At 42.7% G+C, this 16,591-nt stretch carries 17 protein-coding genes; 4 read left to right on the top strand and 13 right to left on the bottom strand.

From position 1 onward, the window contains the following. Window positions 1-59 precede the first annotated feature (59 nt). Window positions 60-2,039 carry a DNA primase gene (dnaG, locus tag B4Q04_RS15945; protein WP_088697410.1) on the bottom strand — a complete coding sequence of 660 codons (1,980 nt, stop codon included), beginning with the start codon at window positions 2,037-2,039 and terminating at the stop codon, window positions 60-62. Window positions 2,040-2,210: 171 nt separating this feature from the next. Here dnaG and B4Q04_RS15940 point away from each other — a divergent pair, with 171 nt between their 5' ends. Both B4Q04_RS15940 and B4Q04_RS15935 read left to right on the top strand, forming a co-directional pair. Continuing rightward, window positions 2,211-2,636, top strand: coding sequence for a hypothetical protein (locus tag B4Q04_RS15940; RefSeq protein WP_013992191.1), 426 nt, complete (start codon window positions 2,211-2,213; stop codon window positions 2,634-2,636). Between the two features lie 113 nt (window positions 2,637-2,749). Then, window positions 2,750-3,313: an SIMPL domain-containing protein gene (locus B4Q04_RS15935; protein WP_013992192.1), complete on the top strand. Its 564-nt coding sequence runs from the start codon at window positions 2,750-2,752 to the stop codon at window positions 3,311-3,313. 100 nt (window positions 3,314-3,413) lie between these two features. Here B4Q04_RS15935 and B4Q04_RS15930 read toward each other — a convergent pair whose 3' ends face one another. The 7 genes from B4Q04_RS15930 to rsgA form a co-directional block, all read right to left on the bottom strand. Then, complete coding sequence (locus B4Q04_RS15930; protein ID WP_076456346.1) at window positions 3,414-4,391, bottom strand: polyprenyl synthetase family protein; 978 nt, start codon at window positions 4,389-4,391, stop codon at window positions 3,414-3,416. A gap of 179 nt (window positions 4,392-4,570) precedes the next feature. Then, window positions 4,571-5,611 carry a 23S rRNA (adenine(2503)-C(2))-methyltransferase RlmN gene (gene rlmN / locus B4Q04_RS15925; RefSeq protein WP_088697409.1) on the bottom strand — a complete coding sequence of 347 codons (1,041 nt, stop codon included), beginning with the start codon at window positions 5,609-5,611 and terminating at the stop codon, window positions 4,571-4,573. Window positions 5,612-5,694: 83 nt separating this feature from the next. Then, window positions 5,695-6,744: a tRNA preQ1(34) S-adenosylmethionine ribosyltransferase-isomerase QueA gene (queA, locus tag B4Q04_RS15920; RefSeq protein ID WP_088697408.1), complete on the bottom strand. Its 1,050-nt coding sequence runs from the start codon at window positions 6,742-6,744 to the stop codon at window positions 5,695-5,697. Window positions 6,745-6,915: 171 nt separating this feature from the next. Further along, entirely contained in the window at window positions 6,916-8,145 is a 1,230-nt protein-coding gene (locus B4Q04_RS15915) for a 3-phosphoshikimate 1-carboxyvinyltransferase (protein ID WP_013992196.1), read from the bottom strand. A gap of 102 nt (window positions 8,146-8,247) precedes the next feature. Further along, window positions 8,248-8,574 (bottom strand): nucleotide pyrophosphohydrolase, encoded by a 327-nt coding sequence (locus B4Q04_RS15910; RefSeq protein ID WP_088697407.1) that lies wholly within the window; start codon window positions 8,572-8,574, stop codon window positions 8,248-8,250. Next, window positions 8,574-9,026 (bottom strand): D-aminoacyl-tRNA deacylase, encoded by a 453-nt coding sequence (gene dtd / locus B4Q04_RS15905; protein WP_013992200.1) that lies wholly within the window; start codon window positions 9,024-9,026, stop codon window positions 8,574-8,576. The genes B4Q04_RS15910 and dtd overlap by 1 nt, the downstream gene beginning before the upstream one ends. A gap of 43 nt (window positions 9,027-9,069) precedes the next feature. After that, window positions 9,070-10,023, bottom strand: a complete 954-nt coding sequence (gene rsgA, locus B4Q04_RS15900; protein WP_046287736.1) for a ribosome small subunit-dependent GTPase A — start codon at window positions 10,021-10,023, stop codon at window positions 9,070-9,072. Between the two features lie 176 nt (window positions 10,024-10,199). Between rsgA and B4Q04_RS15895 the strand changes: the two genes are divergently transcribed. Beyond that, the gene (locus tag B4Q04_RS15895) at window positions 10,200-10,643 is read left to right on the top strand and encodes a hypothetical protein (protein WP_013992202.1); all 444 of its coding nucleotides are present in this window, start codon (window positions 10,200-10,202) and stop codon (window positions 10,641-10,643) included. A 63-nt stretch (window positions 10,644-10,706) separates the two neighbouring features. On the opposite strand, the gene B4Q04_RS15890 is transcribed toward B4Q04_RS15895, so the two are convergent. Genes B4Q04_RS15890 through B4Q04_RS15875 form a run of 4 tightly spaced genes read right to left on the bottom strand, consistent with a single transcriptional unit; the run spans window position 10,707 to window position 14,642 of the window. Beyond that, window positions 10,707-11,789, bottom strand: coding sequence for a bifunctional 3-deoxy-7-phosphoheptulonate synthase/chorismate mutase type II (locus B4Q04_RS15890; protein ID WP_013992203.1), 1,083 nt, complete (start codon window positions 11,787-11,789; stop codon window positions 10,707-10,709). Beyond that, a complete protein-coding gene (locus B4Q04_RS15885) occupies window positions 11,789-12,649 on the bottom strand; it encodes a prephenate dehydrogenase (RefSeq protein WP_013992204.1) in 861 nt (286 codons plus the stop codon). Before B4Q04_RS15885 ends, B4Q04_RS15890 begins: the two co-directional genes overlap by 1 nt. A 23-nt stretch (window positions 12,650-12,672) precedes the next feature. Then, a complete protein-coding gene (locus B4Q04_RS15880) occupies window positions 12,673-13,818 on the bottom strand; it encodes a pyridoxal phosphate-dependent aminotransferase (protein ID WP_088697406.1) in 1,146 nt (381 codons plus the stop codon). After that, a complete protein-coding gene (locus B4Q04_RS15875; RefSeq protein ID WP_013992206.1) occupies window positions 13,815-14,642 on the bottom strand; it encodes a prephenate dehydratase in 828 nt (275 codons plus the stop codon). The genes B4Q04_RS15880 and B4Q04_RS15875 overlap by 4 nt, the downstream gene beginning before the upstream one ends. Window positions 14,643-15,081: 439 nt before the next feature. Here B4Q04_RS15875 and gldA point away from each other — a divergent pair, with 439 nt between their 5' ends. Further along, the gene (gene gldA, locus B4Q04_RS15870) at window positions 15,082-15,978 is read left to right on the top strand and encodes a gliding motility-associated ABC transporter ATP-binding subunit GldA (RefSeq protein ID WP_013992207.1); all 897 of its coding nucleotides are present in this window, start codon (window positions 15,082-15,084) and stop codon (window positions 15,976-15,978) included. 57 nt (window positions 15,979-16,035) lie between these two features. On the opposite strand, the gene B4Q04_RS15865 is transcribed toward gldA, so the two are convergent. Continuing rightward, entirely contained in the window at window positions 16,036-16,503 is a 468-nt protein-coding gene (locus B4Q04_RS15865) for a hypothetical protein (protein WP_088697405.1), read from the bottom strand. Window positions 16,504-16,591: the final 88 nt, after the last annotated feature.

Below are 16,591 nucleotides of genomic sequence, written 5' to 3'. Positions count from 1 at the left end.
TGATGATTTCATTAGGGTTTTTTTATGCCCCAATATTTCGTTTTCACCTTAGCCAATAATCAAGAAAGCACTCGGTTCAGTTTTTTGTTCAACAACTTATTGAGTTGCAGGTAGTTCATAATCTCCTCAAGGGTTTCCCTATGGTCTTGCTGGCTTTCCTTCGTATGTTCTTGCAATGACGTCATCCGCTTCTTTATAAGAAAACAACGCAAGGTCAAAATGGTCTCACTTACCAATTGGGCCACCCCCTCTTTCTTCTCTTTCGGGTAAATATCCTTTCTTTCCCAACTATGGAGCACATACTTTTCCTCTTCCATCAATATGGAGGAAATTTCCGACACCAACGGTTGGTCCAAGCCACTTAAAAACGTATTTATCGTAAAATTGGCATCTTGGTTCAATGCCTCGATGAGTTTATAATAAATGTTTCGAAACTGCTCGTTCGCCAATTCGATTTCATCATCTTGCAGGTCCAAATAAATTTTTTCGTATACCTTGGACTCTATCGACTCAGGCTCAAGTATCAGATCGCCCTTCTCGTTTTCTTTGAGCACCAAATCTTCAAACTCTTGTTTTTCATCCCCATAAAGCAACAACAGTTCAATAATCTTACGTTCGAGCAAATATTGTACATCTACCTTCTCTTCGGGTGCATCGTTCTTTACAACATCAAATGCCGTCTGCGGAGGCTGTTGTTTTTTTGCGGTATCAGAGGCTACCTTCTTGCCCATTTGCGCCAAAGTACTGAACAACACCCCTTCGGATACCTTCATGATATTGGCACATTCCTGAACATATATCTCCCGCTTGATCGCATCGGGTATCTTCGAGATACTCTGTACGATATCGCGAACCGTATCGGCCCGCTTTATAGGATCGTTGGCCGCCTCTTGAGCCAATAAACCGGCTTTAAACTGAATAAAGTCTTGTGATTTCTCCTCGAGATAGCGCTGTACATCTTCAAGGGCATTATTTTTGGCAAAACTATCTGGGTCTTCCCCTTCCGGAAAGGTACAGACCTTAACGTTCATACCCTGTTCCAAAATTAAGTCGATACCGCGCAAAGATGCCCGTAGGCCGGCAGCATCGCCATCAAAAAGAACCGTAATGTTTTTTGTCAACCTATTGATCAGCCGTATCTGCTCAGGTGTTAGGGCCGTACCACTAGACGATACTACGTTGTGAATTCCCCTTTGATAGAACTGTATCACATCGGTATACCCTTCTACCAAATAACAATTATCTTCTTTGGCTATGGACTGTTTGGCATAATAGATTCCGTAAAGCACCTTGCTCTTGTGGTAGATATCGCTTTCGGGGGAATTTAGGTATTTGGCGGCCTTTTTATCATTACCAAGAATACGCCCTCCAAACCCTAAGACCCTACCGCTCATGGAATGTATCGGAAACATTACCCGGCCCTTAAACCGATCAAAGGTTTTTGGGTTATTCGGGTTTTGACCATCGTGTTTTACAATGGTAAGTCCGGTTTTCTCAAGGTAGTTCAGCTTGTAACCTTCCTCTAGGGCAGCCTTGGTAAAACCGTCCCACTGATCAAGACAATACCCAAGATTGAATTTTTTTATAGTGTCTTCGGTAAAGCCCCTTTCCTTAAAATAACTCAATCCAATGGCCTTGCCTAGCTCACTCTCCCATAACATTTGGGCAAAGTGCTTCTGTGCATATTCGGAAACCAGGTACATACTCTCACGCTCATCGGCCTCTTGCCGTTGCTCATCGGTCCGTTCGGTCTCCTCTATCTCTATATTGTATTTTTTCGCCAAGTATTTTATGGCTTCCGGATAGGTAAAATGTTCGTGCTCCATTAAAAAGGCCACCACATTCCCGCCCTTTCCACTACTAAAATCCTTCCAGATCTGTTTTACGGGAGACACCATAAAACTAGGTGTCCGCTCGTCGGAAAAAGGGCTGAGCCCCTTAAAGTTAGACCCCGACTTTTTCAATTGCACAAAATCTCCGATAACCTCTTCTAAACGGGCAGTTTCGTATACTTGGTCAATTGTGGTTTTAGAAATCAATTTTGGTGATTTTTATGTGAAAACGAATCTCACAAAGATAAAAAGAAAAGTACTCTACCCTATTTTCAGCGATATCATTTTAGCTAGCAAAAGGGTATTTTACACCCAGCCATTGTCTCAACTTTGCCCCATAGATTTTTAACCCTATTACAAACCTAAAAAAACAACATTATGATCTGGGGAATTACATTAATTTTATTGAGTATCGTAGCCGTACCATCATTACTGCTATCAAAAAAACCGAACGCCGAAGAACTCTTGGAAAAAATAGAGCCCTACCAAGGATGGATCGGTATTGTATTTTGCTTCTGGGGCGTGTGGGGCATTATTAGCGCCATCTTAAACCTAGGATGGCTGACCTCCGCTCCGGTCTGGTGGATTACCTTTCTTGCCGGCAACATTGTTTCGGCAGGACTTGGTTTTATGTTGGGCTCAGGGCTCATTAACAAACTATTTCTATCAAACCGCCAAGATGCACGTGCGAAAGCCGAAGAGCTACGCCAAAAAATTGCACCGAAACAAGGCAAATTGGGGATATTGGGCATATTCATAGGTAGCTGGATGATTGTCGCCTCATTTTTATACTCCGTTGCATAAGTTTAAGGCACCTGAAACGTTTATTCAAAAAAATACATACTTTTTTACATCACCCAAAAGTCGATTCCATGAAAAAAGCAATAACAAGTTTAACCTTAATTTTTTTCTCATTTATGACATTTGCACAAAACAGCCATCCGAACAGTATTAACGTCAACGGTACTTACGAATACAGTATAACACCGGAATACAGCTGTAGAATGGTCGTAAGCCTAAACAATGTGTATTACGATTCACAAACCATGAGCCTTGAAGAGGTAAAATCGGGATACTTCGAAAAACTGACGAAAGCCGGTATCAAAAAAGAGCGCCTTAAAGAATCGACCCTGTATTACGAGCTATTGGGCTACGAGAAAGAAGGTACCGTAATCGAGTTCAGGACCAAGTCCCTCGATGAAATGCAAAAATTCCTTCATGTAAAATCGATTGGCGTTACCCGTTCCGATACGAATTTTGAAGTAGAGCTAAGTGAGGACGAAATGGCCGATTTTGCAAAACACGCCTATGAAGACGCGAAGAGCAAGGCTGCATCGATTGCCCAAAAAATTGGGCGAAAAATAGGCAAGGCCTTATACATTAGCGATACCAACCCCAGCAGGATTTCAGAATCTTTGTATTACGGCCATACCGACGAGAAGAGGTTGTACGCGATCTCCGTATCGTTTGAGCTCTTATAAAGGGAATACACTTATTCTAAGGACTATTTTACGACTCCTCGACTTAAGATAAGTCGAGGAGTTTTTTTATGGAAAGGCTTCCGGTAAAAATTTGATCCACCTACTTTTTCCGGTCGACAACGTAGTTGACCATCAACTCAAGGGAATCCCTATAGCTTGACGGCGGATAGCTGGCAAGGATTTTCAAGGCCTCCTCCTTAAAGAAAAGCATTCGTTGTACGGCGTAATCCAATCCCCCATTATTTTTCACGAAGGCAATCACCTCCTTGACCCGCTTCTTATCTTTGTTGTGGTTCTTTACGGAATTGATCAGCCATTTTTTTTCGGCCTTAGAACAAGTGTTAAGCGTATGGATCAGTGGTAGGGTCATTTTTTGCTCCTTGATATCGATCCCTGTAGGCTTTCCTATCTTGTCCTCCCCATAATCAAAAAGGTCGTCCTTTATTTGAAAGGCCATACCACAAAGCTCCCCGAACCTACGGAAGGTCTCTACATCAGGTGAATCCGGCTGTACGGAACAAGCCCCCAAACTACAACAAGCCGCAATCAGGGTCGCCGTTTTCTGTCTGATAATATTGTAATACACCTCTTCGGTAATATCTAGGCGACGCGCTTTTTCTATTTGCAATAGTTCACCCTCGCTCATTTCACGTACCGCTACCGAAATAATTTTTAAGAGATCAAAATCTTCGTTATCTATGGAGAGCAACAAGCCCTTTGATAGAAGATAGTCACCGACCAATACGGCAATCTTATTCTTCCATAGGGCGTTTATCGAGAAGAAGCCCCTGCGCTTATTACTTTCATCAACCACGTCGTCGTGGACCAATGTGGCGGTATGTATCAATTCGATTACCGATGCCCCACGGTAGGTACGCTCGTTTACCACTCCATTATTGAGCATCTTGGCGGTAAGAAATACGAACATAGGCCGCATTTGCTTTCCCTTACGATTAACGATGTAATAGGTAATACGGTTCAGCAGCGCCACTTTAGAAGACATGGCCTCGCGGAACTTCGTCTCAAAAAGCTCCATCTCTTGGTTTACTGGCTCTTTTATTTGCGCTACTATTTTCAAAAAAATCGGTTTAGCTGGTTACCTACTTAAGCGCATAAATTTAAGGAAAAAGAAATGAGTACATCCTATGCTTCCCCTAGTAATCGCAAAAAGCACAAAAGATAGTCTGATCGTACGATTTACCCTATAAAAAACAGATAAGTTGAATACACGTTCCACCTCAGAAATACGCGAATTCCCTATTGTTTATTAGCCAACTGACCACAGGCGGCATCGATATCCTTGCCCCGCGACCTTCTCACCGTAACTACTATACCGTTTCTTTCCAAGGTATTCACGTACATGTCTATGGCACTGTTCGAAGCCTGTTGAAATTCGCCGTCATCTATGGGGTTATACTCAATAAGGTTCACCTTTGAAGGGGCAAACCTACAGAAATCAACCAAGGCATCGACATCGGTCTGCGAATCGTTTATACCTTGCCATACGACATATTCGTAGGTTATTCTACTTTTTGTCTTTGCATACCAATACTCCAAGGCCTCTCGAAGGTCGGCCAAAGTAAAGGTAGCGTTAAAAGGCATAATAGAGGTACGGATATCATCAATAGCGGAGTGCAACGATACCGCCAATTTAAACTTCACCTCATCATCGGCCATTTTTCGTATCATCTTCGGCACACCTGAAGTGGAGACCGTAATACGCTTTGGCGACATACCCAGACCTTCTGGGGAAGTAATCTTATCTATGGCCTTCAATACATTATTGTAATTCATGAGCGGCTCTCCCATACCCATAAAAACAATATTGCTCAAAGGTCTATCGAAATACAGGCGACTCTCATTATCGATTGCCACCACCTGATCATAAATCTCATCAGGATTGAGGTTTCGCATCCGCTTTAAACGGGCCGTAGCGCAAAACCGGCAATCGAGACTACATCCTACTTGACTCGAAACACAGGCCGTAGTTCTGGTCTTTGTGGGAATAAGCACCGATTCAACCACCAAATCATCGTGCAAACGGACGGCATTCTTGATCGTACCGTCATTGCTACGCTGCATTTGGTCTACCTTTATATGGTTGATTACAAAATTGGCCTCGAGCATATCCCTGGTTTCCTTTGAAATATTGGTCATACCCTCAAAGGAGTGGGCCGCCTTTTGCCATAGCCACTCGTAGACCTGATTGCCCCGAAAAGCCTTATCCCCTTGTGAGACAAAGAAATTTCGCAATTGCTCTTTGGTCAATGCCCGTATGTCTTTTTTTTGTGCCTTCACATTTTAGAAGCTAAAAACCCTTCTTTACTTAATATACAAATAAAGAAGGGCTTGAAATTTATGCTTTTGCCAGCTTGGCAAAATTAGATTATTAGCATGGCATCACCATATGAATAGAACTTGTACTGCTCTAAAATGGCTTCCTTATAAGCTTTTTTCATCAAATCATGACCAACAAAGGCAGACACCATCATCAACAAAGTTGATTTAGGTAAGTGAAAATTGGTCACCATACAGTTGGCAATACTGAAATCGTAAGGAGGGAGGATAAATTTATTCGTCCATCCATCAAAAGTATTCAGGGTATGCTCAGAAGAAACGGCACTTTCAAGTCCGCGCATAACGGTAGTACCTACGGCACAGATGCGTTTTTTCTTCAACTTGGCATTATTGACAATTTCCGTAGCCTTTTCATCTATGACCAGTTCTTCACTGTCCATTTTATGCTTGGACAAATCTTCTACCTCAACAGGGTTGAAGGTACCCAAACCTACATGTAAAGTTACCTCGGCAAAATCAACTCCTTTGATCTCAAGGCGTTTCAGCAAATGCTTTGAAAAGTGAAGCCCTGCTGTTGGTGCCGCAACCGCTCCTTCATGCTTTGCATAAATGGTTTGGTAACGCTCCTCATCTTCCGGCTCTACGTCTCTCTTTATATATTTTGGCAATGGTGTTTGACCAAGCTCACGAAGTTTTCTTCTAAAATCGATATATGAACCATCATAAAGAAAACGCAAGGTTCTTCCTCTTGACGTGGTGTTATCTATAACTTCCGCTACCAAGGTTTCGTCTTCACCAAAATACAATTTGTTTCCGATACGTATTTTACGTGCAGGATCAACAAGAACATCCCAAAGGCGTTGTTCCTCATTTAATTCCCTCAACAAAAACACTTCGATCCTTGCCCCGGTCTTTTCCTTATTACCGTATAAGCGGGCAGGAAAAACCTTAGTATTGTTCAAAACCATTACATCGCCTTCATCAAAATAATTGATAAGGTCTTTGAACATTTTATGTTCTATTTTTCCGGTTTCTCGGTGAATGACCATTAACTTGGACTCATCCCTATTCTCAGCTGGGTATTCGGCCAATAAATTATCAGGTAATTCAAAATGGAAGTGCGATAGTTTCATTTATGAAATTTAGTTAAAAGTTTTGCGGTTGCAAATATACGATGTGTGGATAGGGGTTGTCAAGTAAAACACCGATTATATTGATTCTTATTGCATTGCACGGCATCACCAACCGATGCATCTCCTCCAAAAAATCAAAAATATTTTTACAACACCCTAAAGTACAATCGATTACACCTCATCAACCAAGAAAGTCAATTTTTCAAGATCTTTCCAAAAATCAGGATATGATTTTGAAACCACCTCGGCGTCGTTCACATACAGCGGTATTTTCATGGCCAAGGGAGCAAAAGCCATGGCCATTCTGTGGTCATTATACGTATCTATGGCCACTTCGGCCTTCATGGTTCCCGAGAGCCCCAGGGTCAAGTCCTTGTCCGTTACGGAAATATCGGCACCCAGTTTCGACAGTTCGGTATGCAAAGCTTCCAAGCGATCGGTCTCCTTGATCTTTAAGGTATGCAAGCCGGTCAAGTGGCAACCCATTCCGAGTCCGAAACACGTAACGGCAATGGTTTGCGCTATATCGGGTGCGTTGCCCAAATCAAACTGTACCGTTTGTCCCTTTGGGGCCCCAACTTTCCTTAAGACAAGGGTGTTCCCTTCAAAACGGGTCTCCACACCAAATTCGGTATACAATTCCTGAAGAACACTATCTCCCTGTAGACTATTATCTTTATAGGCAGACAAGCAGATTTCACTACCGACCTCGCTCAAGGCAACAATGCTATAATAGTAAGAGGCAGAGCTCCAATCGGATTCCACCACCAAATTAACAGGACCTACCTTTGCTTTGGGCGACACTTTTATAGTATTGCCCTCGAAAGAGTTTTCCACCCCTATCTGAGACAAAAGGGCCAGGGTCATTTTTATATAGGGTACTGAAGTAATCTTACCGACCAACTCCAATTCGAGTCCGTTTTCAAGACTAGGCGCAATCAATAACAAGGAAGAGATATACTGGCTACTGATATTGGCAGGAAGGCTCACTTGACTTTTCTCCAGTTTCTTTCCCTTGATCAAGATCGGGGGATAGCCCTCATTTTTTCCATATGAAATCTCCGCTCCTAAATGCCGCAAGGCCTCAACAAGCACCTTGACCGGTCTTTCGGTCATACGTTTTGAGCCGGTGAGCGTTACCTGTTTGCCCTCTTGTGAAGCAAAAAATCCGGTAAGAAAACGCATAGCGGTACCCGCATGGTGAATATCCACTACCCCATTTCCTATTTTCAACCCCTTTTGCATCACCTCTGCATCATCGGAGTTCGAAAGATTGTCAATGCTGATATTCGGATACAAGGCCTGCAGCAACAAAGACCGATTCGACTCACTTTTTGAGCCTGTAATCTGTATATTGTTACGCAATAATTGGTTTGACGGAGCGGATAGGTGTAGTTTCAAAAGTTGTTCTCTTTAATAGGTTCTTAAACCGGACAGATCACTTGGCGACCTATACGTTTGCCCTATGCTGATAGGGTATAATTTAAGTTGCCAAATATAATACTATTTGAGCTTTTCATTGTTGTGATGACGGTCATGATCTCGTTTTGTTTTCAAATCGAGCTTTTTATCAAAAGCCTTTTGAAGATCCACCCCGGTTTGATTGGCCAAACAGAGGGTTACAAAAAGAACGTCGGCCAATTCTTCACCAAGGTCTTTGTTCTTGTCCGACTCTTTTTCACTTTGTTCGCCATACCTGCGGGCAATAATACGGGCGACCTCGCCTACTTCCTCGGTAAGCTGTGCCATATTGGTCAATTCGTTAAAATAACGCACCCCGTGTTCTTTAATCCACTTATCTACTTGTTCTTGTGATTTTTTAATACTCATTATTCCTTGTTTTTTGTATCTATTGCAATGGTAACCGGACCATCATTGAGCAAATCGACCTTCATATCGGCGCCAAAAATTCCCGTACCTATTTTTTTGCCCAAATCGACCTCCATTTGCTGCACGAACTTTTCGTATAAGGGAATCGCCACATCGGGTTTGGAAGCTTTGATATAAGATGGCCTATTGCCTTTTTTAGTAGCGGCATGCAAGGTAAACTGACTGACCACAATGGCATCGCCCCCTACAGCTTTGAGCGACTCGTTCATGACCCCATTGGCATCGTTAAAAATTCTAAGGTTCACGATTTTACGTGACAACCATTCAATATCCTCTTGCCCGTCGGCATCTTCAATGCCCAGTAAGATCAAAAGTCCGTTCCGTATTTCTGATATTATTTGGCCGTCTACCCTTACACTGGCCCTTGACACTCTTTGAATAATGGCTCGCATCGTTCTTAAACTGATTTCTTATTTTCTGATTCTACACCAAGAGCTACTTTTTTACGTCGTGGATATCGACCCTATAATTTTCCTCTTCTCCGGTTACCATTTGCACATAGCTCCTATAACGGCTCCATGCGACCTCCTCGTTTTCCAAGGCTTCCTTCACGGCACACTTTGGTTCATCGAGGTGTAGGCAATTGTTAAATTTGCAATTCCCCTTGAGTTTGAAAAATTCCGGAAAATAATCCCCAATTTCCTCCTTTTCCATATCCACGATACCAAAGCCCTTAATACCCGGCGTATCGATAATACGCGCCCCAAAATCCAAGTCGAACATTTCGGCAAATGTAGTGGTATGCTGGCCTTGTAGATGTTGCCCGGAGATTTCGGTAGTTTTCAAATTGAGTTTTGGCTCCAGGGCGTTCACCAATGTAGACTTTCCTGCACCGGAATGCCCTGCAAACATACTGGTTTTACCGACCATCATTTCCTTTACCTTATCTACATTTTTACCAGACTTGGCCGAAATACCGATACAGGTATATCCCACATTTCTATAAAGCTCGGCCAGGTATTTAATTTCCGCCAGTTCTTCAATAGTATAGCTATCCACTTTATTAAAAAGTAGAACGGCAGGAATATCATAGGCTTCGGCAGTAGCGAGAAAACGGTCTATAAAAATCGTATAGGTGGTCGGGTTGTTTAAAGTGACCAATAGAAACACCTGATCTAAATTGGCCGCAATAATATGCGTTTGTTTTGAAAGGTTTACCGATTTTCGAATGATGTAGTTCTTACGATCGTCAATACCGTGAATGGTGCCTACGGTATCATCGCCCAATTGTTCTATTTTGAACGCCACCTCATCCCCCACGGCGATGGGGTTCGTACTTTTTATCCCCTGAATCCTAAACTTACCCTTAATACGGCATTCGTAAAATTCGCCATCTTGCGTTTTTACGGTATACCAACTTCCGGTAGATTTATATACAGTTCCTTTCATTCTTTTCAATTTCATTACAAAGAAACAACTTTACTTCATACTATCAGCGTAAAACAGGCTGTCTTAAAGCTTGTTCCAACAAAAAAAGCCCCTATTCCCCCTCTGTTTTTTCACTATAAATGCAACCTTTTAGACTTTACTTTTGTCTTTACTAAACCTAATTTAAATTTTAAACGATGAAAAAGATAGCCGTAATAGCCTTTGTTTTAATTGCCACAACCCTCAGTGTGAACGCCCAAGAAATAAAAATAATTACCAGTGTCGAGTCTATTGTACCCAGCGGACTAGGGCGCTCAAGAATCATTGATGCCCAAGAGGAAAAGGATTTTGAAGAATATACCTCTGAACAGACCGAGGAAGACAATACCCGAAACAAATCTAAAAGGGGCACTATCAGGGTAAAGAATTTTGAGGAAACCAAACTCCTCAACTTTTACAATATTGCCGGTATCCGCTTTCAAAATATTGCCGCGAACGATGCCGTTATCTCCTCGAAACTTACGAATATGCTTCAAGAAGGATGGGAGCTGGTCTTTGTAACCAGTGGCGTAGAAGCCGATGCCGGCGACAACGATGCCCAGGGAATTTTCATTACGCGATATATTTTCAGAAGGGACTAAAAACACATAAAACGGCTTGTCTTTCGACAAGCCGTTTTATTATAGTATATCGAATAGGTACTACTATCCGTTTACAATCTTCTCTTGATGATTGATCGACTCTTGGTGAATGGCCTTGAACATTTTAAGGACAAATTCTTCACTCAATCCGCGAGATTCCCCTTCCAAGATCATGGCTCCCAAAATCTGGTTCCAACGGTTCGACTGTAGTACGGCTACATTCTTCTGTTTTTTAAGCTCACCAATACTATCCGACACCTTCATACGTTTGCCCATAGTATCGATCAACTGGTTGTCGAGAATATCTATTTGCGCCCTAAGGTTGCTCAATTTAGCATTGTATTCGGCTTCGCTGTCGGTCTCTTTCCTGATACGCAAATCTCTCATGATCTGCACCAACTTCTCCGGAGTAACCTGCTGAGCGGCATCACTCCAAGCATTGTCGGGATCAAAATGGGTCTCGATCATCAATCCGTCGAAGTTCAGATCAAGTGCCGTTTGCGAAACATCAAAGATCATATCACGCTTACCGGTAATATGCGATGGGTCATTGATCAAAGGCAAATCGGGAAACTTGTTTTGGAACTCGATGGCCAATTGCCATTCGGGAATGTTCCTGTACTTCGTTTTCTCATAGGTAGAGAATCCTCTGTGGATGGCCCCTAACTTTCTGATCCCGGCGGTATGCAAACGTTCGATACCACCCAACCATAAAGCCAAATCAGGGTTTACAGGGTTCTTCACCAATACGATCTTATCAGTACCTTCCAAGGCATCTGCCAATTCTTGCATGATAAACGGACTCACGGTCGAGCGCGCTCCGATCCACAATAGATCTACATCATACTCCAATGCCAATTCAACATGGGCACGATTGGCTACCTCTGTGGCCGTTTTTAATCCGGTTTCTTCCTTAACCTTCTGTAACCACTTCAAACCAAGTGCGCCAACACCTTCAAAGTTTCCTGGTCGTGTTCTTGGTTTCCAGATACCCGCACGGTAGTAGTTTACGTCGGTATCTTTTAACTCGTGAGCAATACGCAACACTTGTTCTTCGGTTTCAGCACTACATGGCCCTGCTATTACTAGTGGATGGTCTAAACCCATATCATCCAACCATGTTCTCATTTCTTTTGAATTCTCCATTACTTCTTGTTTAGTGGTATTCCGTTTAAAATTTCCTTTATTTTATTAGTATCGTTCATTTCGTTAAAAATTCCCGTGTAATCTCCTTTTTCCAATAGTTGTTTAAACTCTTGGAGGTTCTGTATATATTCGGTCAAAGTTTCGACCACATTGTCTTTATTCTGTTTAAAAATTGGCGTCCACATGGCCGGCGAACTCTTGGCCAACCTTACCGTACTCTCGAAACCACTGCCCGCCATGTCAAAAATATCACGTTCATTTTTCTCTTTATCGATTACGGTCTTTCCCAACATAAAAGAGCTGATATGTGACAAATGCGACACATAGGCAATGTGCTTGTCATGGGCATCGGGGTTCATGTACCGAATACGCATTCCTATCTGCTGAAAAAGTTCCAGGGCCTTTTCCTGAAGCTTAAAGGCGGTTTTCTCTATCTCGCAGATAATATTCGTTTTACCCACGTATAAATTTTCAATGGCCGCCGACGGTCCCGAATGCTCCGTACCCGCAATGGGGTGCGCCGCCAGGTAATTTCTTCGTTTAGGGTGCGAATCTAAGGTTTTACAGATCAAACTTTTTGTAGACCCGCCATCAAAGACCACACAATCATCGTTAACCGCATCCAATATCTTAGGAAGCTCGGTAACCATAACATCTACGGGAATGCTAACAATGACCATATCGGCCACCCCTAGATCGTCGTAACTCGACTCTACATCGATGATCCCCAGATCCAAGGCTTCGCGCAAATGCGAAACATTCGTATCTATACCGTAAATCTTGCACTCTGGGCGCAGGCGTTTGATATCCTTTGCAAAGGAACCTCCTATCAACCCGACACCAACTATAAAAACATTCATTTTATCAACTCTTGTTCGTCATTCTAAAAACGGCTTATCGCCTCTTCGATCTTTTCTTCGGGCACACACAATGAAAATCGTATATACCCTTCGCCCTTACTTCCAAAAATGGTTCCCGGGGTTATAAAAAGGTTCTTTTCGTACAGTACCTCATCTATAAACTCTTCGGCAGATTTGCTTCCTTCCGGCAACTTTGCCCAAAGGAACATTCCAACCGCATCGGTATCATAGGTACAGTTCAATTTATCGGCCAATTGACACATAAGCGCCTTTCTAGAGCGATATACCTCATTCAGCCTATCGAACCAATCTTGATCACTTTTCAGGGCCTCTATGGCTCCTTTCTGAATTCCGTAGAACATCCCCGAATCCATATTACTTTTTACCTTTAGCACGGCATTGATATGTTCGGCCCCGCCCAATACCATTCCTACGCGCCAACCGGCCATATTAAAGGTCTTGCTCAAGGAGTTTAGCTCTATGGCCACCTCTTTCGCCCCATCGACGGCCAAAATACTTACCGGCGCATCGTTAAGCACGAAACTATAGGGGTTGTCGTTTACCAAAAGGATATCGTTCTTTTTGGCAAATTCCACCAATTTTTCAAACTGCCCTTTTGTCGCCGTGGCCCCGGTCGGCATATGGGGGTAACTTGTCCACATGATCTTTACCTTTGACAAATCGTGTTCCTGCAATTCTTCCAAATCGGGAAACCATCCGCTTTCGGCACTTAGGTTATAATATTTTGCCTCTGCCCCTACCAACTTCGTGACCGAGGTATAGGTAGGATAGCCCGGATTGGGTATCAAGGCAACATCGCCCTCGTTCAAAAAGGCCATGCTAATGTGCATAATACCTTCCTTTGAACCCATTAAGGGTAAAATCTCGGTCAATGGATCTACCGTAACATCGAATTTTTCACTATAAAAACCCGCTACACCCTGACGCAGTTCGGGCAAACCCTGATAACTCTGATACTGGTGCGCACCTTCTTCCAAGACCGCATCTTGAATACTCTTTATGATCGCTTCGGAGGGGGCCAGATCCGGACTTCCGATACCCATATTGATCACGGGCCTTCCTTCGGCGATCAAACCTCTTACCTCTCGCAACTTTTTCGAGAAGTAATATTCTTCAACTGTATGTAAACGATTTGCCGTTCGTATCATATTCTCGCATTTTTATATTCACCCAACACCTTAAAGTCTTCCGACATGATGTTCAACAGTGATTTTGCCTTGTCAAAACAATCATAACCATCAAAAGTCACGTCAACAAAAAAGGCGTATTTCCATGGTGTCTCAATTATGGGCAGCGACTGTATTTTGGTCAAGTTCAAATTGCAATCACTCATAACATTAAGCACAGCCGCAAGACTTCCGCGTTTATGGTCGGTAACAAAACGTACCGAGGCCTTGTTGATCTCTTCCTTCGGAAGCACTTTATTTTTTGTCTTTACAATAATAAAGCGGGTTGCATTGTTTTGAATGGTCTGTATGTCCCGTGCTACGATGTTCAAATCGTATAAATCGGCGGCAACTTCCGGAGCTATGGCCGCAATATGCCTTAACTGTTGCTCTTGAATCCGTTTTGCCGTTTCGGCCGTATCAACATCTTCCACCATTTTAATGTGTGGATAATCGCCAAAAAATTCCTTGCACTGCAACAGGGCCATAGGGTGCGACCTCACTTCTTCAATATCGGCTATTTCCTGTCCCTTTAAGGCCATTAAATGGTGATGGATATTAAGGTAGTGCTCCCCAATAATATGCAAATCCTTATGGTAAACCAGGGCATAGTTCGGTATGATCGAGCCAGCAATTGAATTCTCAATGGCCATTACACCTATATCAGCGGTCTTTTGCAGCAATTGATCTACCAAGAAATCAAACGACATACATTCTACCAAATCTACATTATCATCAAAATACTCTCGGGCTACTTGGTGGTGGTTAGACCCCTTAATTCCCTGAATGGCTATTTTTAGCTTCATAACTGGCTTTCTGCCTTATGGGAAACACTTTTAAACGATAATTCCCAATAGGTATTGAACAAAAAAAGTCCCGTTTTTCACGGGACTTCAATTGGTTTATATCATGCAATATTTTACAACAGTCCCGTACCTCTCTCAAAAAAGAAGTAAAAATAAAAACCGTTGAAAAAGAATCGCTTTGTCATAACACACTTAAACTTCGGCTAAAGTAACAATTAAATTTAAAAATAAACGGGTAGAACCGATTTTTTTCCAATTTATATGTATCTCGCACTCAGGCATTGGTCTATTTTTATATTTCATAGTTCGCAGACACCTTTTTAAAAAATACGATATTACTTAATTGTTTATTTTTGATGGATGAACCGAAAGTACCCTTAAAAAGTACATCGTTAAAATCTACATTCAGAACAACTATCTAACTTTCATTTGTCCCAATATGTCTATAAGCGTCTACAAAATCAGCAAAACTTTCGGAAGCCAAAAAGCTTTGAAGAACATCAGCTTTAAACTTCAAAAAGGGGAAATCGTTGGTTTTTTAGGGCCGAACGGCGCCGGAAAGTCAACCATGATGAAGATACTGACCACCTATTATACGGCCGATAAAGGTGAGGCTTCGGTCAACTCCTTCGATGTTCTGACGGAAAAGAAAAAAGTTCAAGAGAGTATCGGCTACCTGCCCGAGCACAACCCCCTATATCTAGACATGTATGTAAAGGAATACCTTGCCTTTAACGCAGATGTCTACAAAACGGACAAAGCCAGGATACCCGAGGTCATTGATCAAACCGGACTATCACCTGAAGCCCATAAAAAAATCGGGCAACTGTCTAAGGGCTACCGCCAACGTGTCGGACTTGCCGCCGCCTTATTGCACGATCCCGAAGTACTGATCTTAGACGAACCCACCACCGGACTCGACCCCAACCAACTATTGGAAATCAGAAAACTCATCAAAGAGATCGGAAAGGAAAAGACCATACTGCTCTCGACCCACATCATGAAAGAGGTAGAGGCCGTTTGCGACCGCGTTCTGATCATCAACAAAGGTGTACTTGTAGCCGACAAGAAACTTAGCGAACTACGCGATGCCGAAGAACAGATCATTGAGGTGGAGTTCGATTACCGGGTAGAAGAGGCCTTCTTGAACAAGTTGCCCAACGTAAGCCATGTAAAAAACACAGGTGGTTTTGTCTATGAAATCACGTTCAGCACCTCCAAAGACATGCGCCCGGCCGTTTTCGATTTTGCGCACGACAACCAACTGAAGACCTTGCAACTGAGCCGCAAGAACAAAAACCTCGAAAGCCTGTTCACCGAACTTACTTCCGACTAAAAACAAAAAATCCGGAAGCCCTATGTGGAATTCCGGATAGGGTTACAGTAGTCCGAATCAAAACTTCAGGGCCAAGCCGACTCCGTTTTCATTAACGGCGGGCTCCATACGGAACGACGTTCCGTTACCCAAACTATCGTTATAATTGAGTATGGCCTCCTTTTTGTTTTTCATGGCGTGGTGAAAGAAAATAGAGCCAATGATCCCGGTTCCTGCAAAAGCGATGGCAGGTGCCGTAACACTCTTGTCATCGTTCTCGTTCACCAAAAACCAAATGGCCGTACCAAAATTGGCGGCCCCGGCAATCATACCTCCCATCATTTGTTTTTTCGATTTTTCCCAGTTCATTTGGGCCACTTGACTTTCCGACATGATCTTATCGATTTCCTTCCACGTCAACTTTTGTCGATCTTGATAAAATTCAGGTCCCCACATGCCCGAAAAAGAGGTTATCTCTTGGGCACTTAAGGTAAATGCAAAGAGCCCGCATCCGAGGGTCAAAATAATTGATTTTAGATTTTTCATAGCTTTTTATCTAAAGCTAAACGATTTCAAGGCAAGTAACAAGCTTATACCCCTTCAAAAAGCTTATGCATTAACTATTTCAGCATTT

The sequence above is a fragment of the Zobellia sp. OII3 genome (assembly GCF_002211465.1).
In the GTDB taxonomy this organism is placed as follows: Bacteria; Bacteroidota; Bacteroidia; order Flavobacteriales; family Flavobacteriaceae; genus Zobellia; species Zobellia galactanivorans.
This window is presented reverse-complemented; position numbering and strand designations above follow the sequence as displayed.